The sequence below is a fragment of the Pseudomonas sp. Irchel s3b5 genome (genome assembly GCF_900187435.1).
Lineage (GTDB): Bacteria > Pseudomonadota > Gammaproteobacteria > Pseudomonadales > Pseudomonadaceae > Aquipseudomonas.
Genome location: NZ_FYDY01000029.1, coordinates 54,089 through 61,448, shown reverse-complemented (window position 1 = coordinate 61,448; position 7,360 = coordinate 54,089). Strand labels below are relative to the sequence as shown.

The window sequence follows — 7,360 nt, the reverse complement described above, 5'->3', positions numbered from 1 at the left end:
CACTTGAATGGCTGCCACAGGTAATCTCAGTTGAAGATTACGAAGCCTTGATCCCTTGGAACTGCTCACTTACATCGCCTCGCTAAGCGCGCCTATTTTGAATGGGTGGGGTTCATGGAGCGCTTACGTTTAACAGTCCGGACAGTTGGAGTCCGTTTGGGGAGGGAGGGTTGAATGCGTATGGGTATTGTGAGGGGGATCCTGTTAACTACTTGGATCCCACCGGACACGCCGGTGGCTGGGGGTTGCTTGCAAAAAACCTCACTACAGCCATCAAGCGCACAAAAATCGAAAGCCAATTTAGTTCCCTTCCAGTTTCGAGGCGTCGTTCAGTCACTTATTTACCCCGCCAGGAACAAGCTCTTGATGCTTCCGTTTCCAAAAAAGCATCATTTATTGGATATCATGGTTCGACAAAAGAGAACGCTGCCAGTTTAATCGCAGGAATTGACGCCAAGCATATGGATAGTGTGGGCGGTCTAAGCGGTGGAAAGGGGTTCTACGTAGCCCCCACCAAACAAACTGCCATCGACTTCTCAGAAGTAGCAGCAAGCTATACAGCAAATGGCACACCTCAAGTATTCGCGGTGCACGTTAATAACTTCACCTCTATGCGGCCAGGGCACCATTACCGTTTTAGAACTATGGGAGAAGGTGGGTTAACACATCGCAAACTCAATGAAATGGAAATTATTATGAGTGAGATATCCTACAAATCCATATCAATAAGAATGCTTGAAAAACAGAGAAAACCGATACTGCCGAGAGCTTCCGAAGCTCCATTTTGACTCATTCGATAACAAAATAAAAAGGGCGACATGGATGTAGCCCTTTTTAGTTTAACTACGCCGCACTAAACAACTTATGCGGATCAATCACAAACTTCTTCGGCACACCCGCATCGAACTCGCCATAACCTTCCGGCGCCTGATCCAGGCTGATCACCTGCACACCCACCACTTCAGCAATGTTGATGCGGTCCCACATGATCGCCTGCATCAACTGGCGGTTGTACTTCATGACCGGGGTCTGGCCGGTGTGGAAGCTGTGGGATTTGGCCCAGCCGAGGCCGAAGCGGATGCTCAGGCTGCCCATTTTCGCGGCAGCGTCGACGGCGCCCGGGTCTTCGGTGACGTAGAGGCCGGGGATGCCGATCTTGCCAGCGACACGTACTACGCCCATCAGCGAGTTGAGCACGGTGGCCGGGGCTTCGTGTTTGACGCCGTCGTGGCCGTGGCCGCGGGCTTCGAAGCCTACGGCGTCGACGGCGCAATCCACTTCCGGTTCACCGAGCAGCGCGGCGATTTGTTCGTGCAGCGGGGTATCGAGGGACAGGTCAGCGATTTCAAAACCCTGGGCCTTGGCGTGAGCCAGGCGCACGGTGTTGACGTCGCCGATGATCACCACCGCCGCGCCGAGCAAACGAGCTGAAGCGGCGGCTGCGAGACCAACCGGACCGGCGCCGGCGATGTACACGGTGCTGCCCGGGCCAACGCCTGCGGTCACAGCGCCGTGGTAACCGGTCGGCAGGATGTCGGAGAGGCAGGTCAGGTCGCGGATTTTCTCCATGGCCCGGTCGCGGTCCGGGAGTTTCAGCAGGTTGAAGTCGGCGTAGGGCACCAAGGCGTATTCGGCCTGGCCACCGGTCCAGTCGCCCATGTCGACATAACCGTAAGCACCGCCAGGACGCGCCGGGTTGACACTCAGGCAGACGCCGGTGTGCATTTCCTTGCAGGAACGGCAGCGCCCACAAGCCACGTTGAACGGTACGGATACCAGGTCGCCGATTTTCAGATTTTCGACGTCGCTGCCCTTCTCGATCACTTCGCCGGTGATCTCGTGGCCCAGCACCAGGCCGGTTTGCGCCGTGGTACGGCCGCGCACCATGTGCTGGTCGGAGCCACAGATATTGGTGGAAACCACACGCAGGATGACACCGTGTTCAATCTTCCTGCCGCGCGGGTCCTGCATTTTCGGATAGTCGATTTTCTGTACTTCGACCTTGCCAGCGCCGAGATACACCACACCACGATTGCCAGACATGCTTTCACCTCGCTGTTGTTTTTATGGAACCGCGTTGCCCAGGCAGGCAGCGCGTTGAGTGCTCGGGTATAGATGCTGTTTCTTGTGTTGCTTTTAAGGACCTCATCGCTGGCAAGCCAGCTCCTACATTGATTCGGAGCGAACCCACTATTTGTGAACGACACAAACCCCTGTAGGAGCTGGCTTGCCAGCGATAGCGATCTAAAGAACGACCGTTCTATTCGCGTTGAGGAAAACCCTTCTTTCGATGTGATAGCCAACGGCTCTCGCCAGGGTCAGCCCTTCGATATCCCGCCCCTTGGCAATCAGATCCTCGGGGTAATGGCTGTGATCCACCGCCTCGACGCCTTGGGCAATGATCGGCCCTTCGTCGAGATCGTTATTGATGTAATGCGCGGTAGCACCCACCAGTTTCACGCCCTTGTTGTAGGCCTGGTGATACGGCTTGGCGCCTTTGAAACCGGGCAGCAGGGAGTGGTGAATGTTGATCGCCTTACCATCGAGCTTGCGGCACAGCTCCGGCGACAAGACCTGCATGTAGCGCGCAAGGATCACCAGTTCAGCGCCGGACTCTTCGATCACCTGCCACACCTGGCGCTCTTGCGACGGCTTGTCGTTCGGGTCCAGCGGGAAGTGGTAGTACGGAATCTGGTGCCAGTCGGCCAGCGGCTTGAGGTCCGGGTGGTTGGAGACCACGGCAGCCACGTCCATCGACAATTGGCCGATGCGCTGGCGATAGAGCAAGTCGTTGAGGCAGTGATCGGCCTTGGAGACCATGATCACCACTTTCGGCCGGTAGTTCGGCGCGGTCAGTTCGAAGATCATGCCGAAGGCTTCACCGCGCTCGGCTAGGCCCGCGCGGAAGGACTGCTCGTCGAAACCGTCAGGCTGGCGGAATTCCACACGAATGAAGAAACGGCCCGAGAGCCGGTCATCGAAGGAATGGTGTTCGGTGACGTAGCAGCCCTGCTCGAACAGAAAGCGGGTCACCGCGTCCACCGTGCCGAGCACGCTGGGGCAGTCGGCGGTCAGGATCCATGTGTCTGGGGCGCGGCTCATAGTGCGGTGACTCCTGTTCGTTGAATGGCAACCGCTGCGCGGTTGATCGCTGGCAAGCCAGCTCCTACAGGGGTTCACGTCGCTCTCAAGACCGACATCAATCCTGTAGGAGCCGGCTTGCCGGCGATAAATCTCAAGCCTGAACGCTCAGCCCGTACTCGGCAGAAGCATCCTGCAACCACAGCCACCAGTAATCCGAGAAGCTGCGGCGGATCAGCAGTTCCCAGGTGTCTTCGGCGGTGTGACGGATCATCAGTTGCGACTTGGCGAACACCGTGCCGACGGCTTTGCCCACCGGAAAGTTGTTCGGGTGCACGTCATAGCTGGTGGACTTCATCAATACCTGGCGCACGTTAGGGCCGCTCAGTTCGAGGAGTTGCTGGCCGCCGCTGACGTTGACGATTGCAATGTGCAGATCACCCAGCGCTGCGCGCAGTTTTTGCTCGGCGGCCAGTTCTTCACCGGTCGGCACGATCAGCAGCCACTCATCCGGTCCCATCCATTGCAGGCTGGTTTCGCCTTTGACGATGACGCTCAGTGCACCCGGCAGTTCGATGCCCAGGGCCTTGAGCACGCCAGCGGCGAATGCGGCATCGTGACCATCGCCACGAAGGGTCAGGTGGCCGAGGAGTTTCTTCTCGCGCACGACGACACCGGCGCTCTTGCGACCCTTGCCCACCAGGCTGGCGAGGTCGGCGTGATGCAACGACGACTCGGCCTTGGCCCCGGTGGTTGGGCGTTGTTGGTAAACATTGGCTGCGGTCATAAAGCACCTTTCCTGAATTCTGTTGATGGTGCGGTTGCCTCCTGTAGGAGCCGGCTTGCTGGCGATCCAAACGACGCGGTGTATCAGATGCACCGCGTTATCGTTCATCGCCAGCAAGCCGGCTCCTACGGACATCCGGCAATCACACGTTCTGGCGTTCGCCCTTCGGATCGAAGAACACCGAAGACACGATTTCCGCCTCGATCACGCTGCCGTCGGCCAGCGGTGCGAACACGCGCTCGCCCATCCGCTGCAACCCGCCCTTGACCACGCCCATGGCAAACGAATAGCCCAGGGAGTTGTGCAGGTAACTGGAAGTCACGTGACCGACCATGGTCATCGGGATGGCTTGCTTGGTGTTGAACACCAGTTGCGCACCTTCCGGCAGCCACTTGTTCGGATCGATCGGCTTCAGGCCCACCAGTTGCTTGCGCTGATCACGCACGCAGTCTTCACGGTTCATGCCGCGCCAGCCGATCCACGAGAACGGTTTGGTGCGACCGACGCACCAGCCCATGTTCAAGTCGTCCGGGGTCATCGAGCTGTCAGTGTCCTGACCGACGATGATGAAGCCCTTCTCGGCCCGCAGCACGTGCATGGTTTCGGTGCCATATGGCGCCAGGTTGTACTTCTTGCCAGCATCAACAATTTTCTCCAATACACCCATCGCATAGTCGGCTTGCACGTTGACTTCGTACGACAGCTCACCGGTAAACGAAATCCGGAATACCCGCGCCGGCACACCACCCACCAGACCTTCTTTCCAGGTCATGAACGGGAAAGCTTCGCTGCTCAGGTCGATGTCCGTGACTTCAGCGAGCAGCTTGCGGCTGTTCGGCCCGGACAGGGTCATGGTCGCCCAGTGGTCGGTGACGGAGGTGAAGTACACCTTCATTTCCGGCCATTCGGTCTGGTGGTACAGCTCCAGCCACTGAAGTACGCGAGCCGCGCCGCCGGTGGTGGTGGTCATGACGAAATGGTTGTCCGCCAGGCAAGCCGTCACACCGTCGTCGAAGACCATGCCGTCTTCTTTGCACATCAGGCCGTAACGCGCCTTGCCCACATCGAGCTTGGTCCAGGCGTTGGTGTAGACGCGGTTGAGGAACTCGCGCGCATCCGGGCCCTGGATGTCGATCTTTCCCAGGGTCGAAGCATCGAGCAGGCCGACGCTGTCGCGCACGGCTTTGCATTCGCGCTTGACCGCGGCGTGCAGGTCTTCACCGGATTTCGGGAAGTACCAAGGACGTTTCCACTGGCCGACGTCTTCAAACTCGGCGCCGTTTTTCAGGTGCCATTGATGCAGTGCGGTGTAACGCACCGGCTCGAAGATGTGCCCACAGTGACGACCGGCCACGGCGCCGAACGTCACCGGCGTGTAGTTCGGGCGGAACATGGTGGTGCCCATCTGCGGGATGGTCACGTTCAGCGAGCGGGCAGCGATGGCCAGGCCGTTGACGTTGCCGAGCTTGCCCTGATCGGTGCCGAAGCCCAGCGCGGTGTAGCGCTTGACGTGCTCGACCGACTCGAAGCCTTCGCGGGTCGCCAGTTCGATGGCGGCAGCGGTGACGTCGTTTTGCAGGTCGACGAATTGCTTCGGTGCCCGTGCGGTGTTCTTTTCGTGTGGCACCTGGAACAGCGCCAGCGTCGGCTCTTCAAGACGGCTCAGGGCTTTCGGCAACACGCCTTCAACCGATTGGAAGCCGGCTTCGGCAGCAGCGCGACCGCCGCCTTCAAAACCATCGGCCAGCGAATCGCCAAGGCCGTAAACGCCGTTGATGCCACCGACACACACGCGTTTCTGCGGCGCTTCACCCGGTACGAAACCGAGGATGTCTTCGCGCCAGATCGGCTTGCCGCCCAAGTGCGAAGCCAGGTGAACCACCGGGCTATAACCGCCGGAGCTGGCAACCACGTCGCAGTCGAGCCATTCGCCCGGGCTGGTGACTTTATGTCCCTTCACATCGATGGCGGCAACGCGGGCAGCGGTCACGTGCTTGCTGCCACGGGCCTCGATCACGGCGCTGCCGGTGAGGATGCGGATGCCTTTGGCGCGAGCCTCTTCCACCAGCGCACCACGCGGGTTGCTGCGGGCGTCGGCGATGGCCACCACTTGCAGGCTGGCATCGAGCCAATCCAGCGCCACGCGGTAGGCGTGGTCGTTGTTGGTCGACAGCACCAGTTTCTTGCCCGGTGCCACGCCGTAACGGCGCACGTAAGTCGAGATGGCGCCGGCGAGCATGTTGCCCGGTACGTCGTTGTTGCCGTAGACCAATGGACGCTCGTGAGCGCCGGTCGCCAGCACCACGCGAGTGGCACGGACCCGGTGAATGCGCTGACGCACCTGGCCAATCGGTGCGCGGTCACCGAGGTGGTCGGTCAGGCGCTCGTGAATGGTCAGGAAGTTGTGGTCGTGGTAGCCGTTGACCGTGGCGCGCGGCAACAGCAGCACGTCCGGGGTGTTCTTCAGTTCGTCGATGACACCGGCCACCCACTCCATCGCAGGCTTGCCGTCGAGGCTTTCGCGGGAGTCGAGCAGGCTGCCGCCGAACTCTTCCTGTTCGTCAGCCAGGATCACACGGGCACCGCTGCGTGCAGCCGCCAAAGCAGCGGCCAGACCCGCCGGGCCACCACCAACGATCAGCACGTCGCAGTGCTGGTTCATGTAGTCGTAGGTGTCCGGATCGTTCTCGGTCGGCGAGCGGCCCAGGCCAGCAGCCTTGCGGATGTACTTCTCGTAGGTCATCCAGAACGATTGCGGGTACATGAAGGTTTTGTAGTAGAAACCCGGTGGCATCAGCTTGCCGCCGACCTTGCCGAGAATCCCCATCATGTCGTTGTTCACGCTCGGCCAGCCGTTGGTGCTGGTGGCGACCAGGCCCTGATACAGCGCCTGTTGCGTGGCGCGCACGTTCGGGATCTGCGTGGCTTCGGTGGCGCCGATCTGCAGCACCGCGTTCGGCTCTTCAGCGCCGGCTGCGAAGATGCCGCGGGGACGGGAATACTTGAAGCTGCGACCGATGATGTCGACACCGTTGGCGATCAGAGCAGCGGCCAGCGAGTCGCCTTCAAAGCCTTTGTAGCTCTGGCCGTTGAAGGTGAACGTCAGGACTTTGTTGCGGTCGATCCGTCCGCCGTTGGACAGGCGATTGATCTGGCTCATACCTTCTCTCCCAGAGCCGTGCTGGCCGCTTTCGGGCTATCGGTCTTGTCGGTGAATTGTGGCTTGGTGCCGATCTTGTAGGTTTCGAGAATCTCGTAGGTCACGGTGTCGCGGGTGACGTTGAAGTACTGGCGGCAACCGGCGACGTGATCCCACAGCTCGTGGTGCAGACCGCACGGGTTATCGCGGAAAAACATGTAGTCGCCCCACTCCTCGTCGGTGCAGGTATTCGGGTCCATTGGACGCGGGATGTGCGCCTGGCCGGATGCGTGGAATTCCTCTTCGGAGCGCAGTTCGCCGCAGTGAGGACAGAAGATATGCAACATAGGAAA

The 7,360-nt window shown here is 59.9% G+C and carries 6 protein-coding genes and 1 pseudogene; 2 read left to right on the top strand and 5 right to left on the bottom strand.

Annotation, left to right across the window (positions count from 1 at the left end; translation table 11 throughout):
* Positions 1 to 101: 101 nt before the first annotated feature.
* Positions 102 to 185 (top strand): annotated as a pseudogene (locus CKW15_RS29190) (hypothetical protein); the annotation flags it as partial.
* A 27-nt stretch (positions 186 to 212) separates the two neighbouring features.
* The gene (locus CKW15_RS29185) at positions 213 to 788 is read left to right on the top strand and encodes a hypothetical protein (protein WP_371856318.1); all 576 of its coding nucleotides are present in this window, start codon (positions 213 to 215) and stop codon (positions 786 to 788) included.
* Between the two features lie 55 nt (positions 789 to 843).
* Here CKW15_RS29185 and fdhA read toward each other — a convergent pair whose 3' ends face one another.
* From fdhA to CKW15_RS23395, 5 genes are all read right to left on the bottom strand, one after another.
* The gene (fdhA, locus tag CKW15_RS23415) at positions 844 to 2,043 is read right to left on the bottom strand and encodes a formaldehyde dehydrogenase, glutathione-independent (protein ID WP_095057491.1); all 1,200 of its coding nucleotides are present in this window, start codon (positions 2,041 to 2,043) and stop codon (positions 844 to 846) included.
* Between the two features lie 201 nt (positions 2,044 to 2,244).
* Positions 2,245 to 3,102, bottom strand: a complete 858-nt coding sequence (gene purU, locus CKW15_RS23410; protein WP_007981374.1) for a formyltetrahydrofolate deformylase — start codon at positions 3,100 to 3,102, stop codon at positions 2,245 to 2,247.
* A gap of 133 nt (positions 3,103 to 3,235) precedes the next feature.
* The gene (locus CKW15_RS23405) at positions 3,236 to 3,868 is read right to left on the bottom strand and encodes a sarcosine oxidase subunit gamma (RefSeq protein ID WP_095057490.1); all 633 of its coding nucleotides are present in this window, start codon (positions 3,866 to 3,868) and stop codon (positions 3,236 to 3,238) included.
* Positions 3,869 to 4,010: 142 nt separating this feature from the next.
* Complete coding sequence (locus tag CKW15_RS23400) at positions 4,011 to 7,028, bottom strand: sarcosine oxidase subunit alpha (protein WP_095057489.1); 3,018 nt, start codon at positions 7,026 to 7,028, stop codon at positions 4,011 to 4,013.
* On the bottom strand, positions 7,025 to 7,354 hold the full coding sequence (locus CKW15_RS23395) for a sarcosine oxidase subunit delta (protein ID WP_095152734.1): 330 nt from the start codon (positions 7,352 to 7,354) through the stop codon (positions 7,025 to 7,027). The genes CKW15_RS23400 and CKW15_RS23395 overlap by 4 nt, the downstream gene beginning before the upstream one ends.
* Between the last annotated feature and the right edge of the window lie 6 nt (positions 7,355 to 7,360).

Excerpts from the sequence above, each read along its gene's own strand:
- purU (WP_007981374.1), bottom strand. The coding sequence starts at position 3,102 with ATGAGCCGCGCCCCAGACACATGGATCCTGACCGCCGACTGCCCCAGC.
- CKW15_RS23405 (WP_095057490.1), bottom strand. The coding sequence starts at position 3,868 with ATGACCGCAGCCAATGTTTACCAACAACGCCCAACCACCGGGGCCAAG.
- CKW15_RS23395 (WP_095152734.1), bottom strand. The coding sequence starts at position 7,354 with ATGTTGCATATCTTCTGTCCTCACTGCGGCGAACTGCGCTCCGAAGAG.
- fdhA (WP_095057491.1), bottom strand. The coding sequence starts at position 2,043 with ATGTCTGGCAATCGTGGTGTGGTGTATCTCGGCGCTGGCAAGGTCGAA.
- CKW15_RS23400 (WP_095057489.1), bottom strand. The coding sequence starts at position 7,028 with ATGAGCCAGATCAATCGCCTGTCCAACGGCGGACGGATCGACCGCAAC.